The sequence below is a fragment of the Streptomyces sp. B1866 genome, assembly GCF_031932565.1.
GTDB lineage: Bacteria > Actinomycetota > Actinomycetes > Streptomycetales > Streptomycetaceae > Streptomyces.
Genome location: NZ_JAVSCF010000551.1, coordinates 1 through 956, shown reverse-complemented (window position 1 = coordinate 956; position 956 = coordinate 1). Strand labels below are relative to the sequence as shown.

Below are 956 nucleotides of genomic sequence, written 5' to 3'. Positions count from 1 at the left end.
CACCATCTTGATCACACCGGCCACCCCCGCGGCGGCCGATGTGTGTCCGATGTTCGACTTGACCGAGCCCAGCTTCAGCGGGCCGTTCAAGCGCTCGCGGCCGTACGTCGCCAGCAGTGCCCGGGCCTCGATCGGGTCGCCGAGCTGGGTGCCCGTGCCGTGGCCCTCCACCGCGTCGACCTCGGCGGCGCTCAGACCGGCGTTGGCCAGCGCCTGGCGGATCACCCGCTCCTGCGACGGACCGTTCGGCGCCGTCAGACCGTTGCTCGCACCGTCCTGGTTGATCGCACTGCCGCGCACCACCGCGAGCACGGTGTGGCCGTTGCGCCGCGCGTCCGACAGGCGCTCCACCACCAGCAGGCCCAGGCCGTCGGCGAACCCGGTCCCGTCGGCGGCGGCCGCGTACGCCTTGCACCGGCCGTCCGCCGCGAGACCCCGCTGCCGGCTGAACTCCAGGAACAGGAACGGGCCGGCGAGTACGGTCACGCCGCCGACCAGCGCCAGCGAGCACTCGCCCGACCGCAGGGCCCGCGCGGCCAGGTGCAGGGCGACCAGCGACGACGAGCACGCCGTGTCCACGGTGACGGCGGGCCCTTCCAGGCCCAGGCTGTAGGCGATGCGGCCGGACACCACGCTGCCCTGCGTGCCGGCCAGGCGGAATCCCTCCAGCTCCGGCGGCATCGTCCCGCCGTAGTCCGAGGTCACCGCGCCGGTGAACACGCCGGTGTCGCTGTTGCGCAGCGAGGTCGGGTCGATGCCGGCGCTCTCGAACGCCTCCCAGGCCGCTTCCAGCATCAGCCGCTGGGCCGGGTCGATCGACAGGGCCTCGCGGGGGCTGATGCCGAAGAAGTCCGCGTCGAAGTCGCCGACGCCCTCGATGAAGCCGCCCGCGCTGGTGGACACCGTGCCGGGCTGCTCGGGGTCGGAGCCGTACAGCCGCTCCAGGTCCCAGCCGC

At 73.7% G+C, this 956-nt stretch carries 1 protein-coding gene; it reads right to left on the bottom strand.

The window, feature by feature from the left end; translation table 11 throughout:
• On the bottom strand, positions 1 to 956 hold a 956-nt coding region (locus tag RKE29_RS30125; RefSeq protein ID WP_312008878.1), incomplete at both ends, for a polyketide synthase.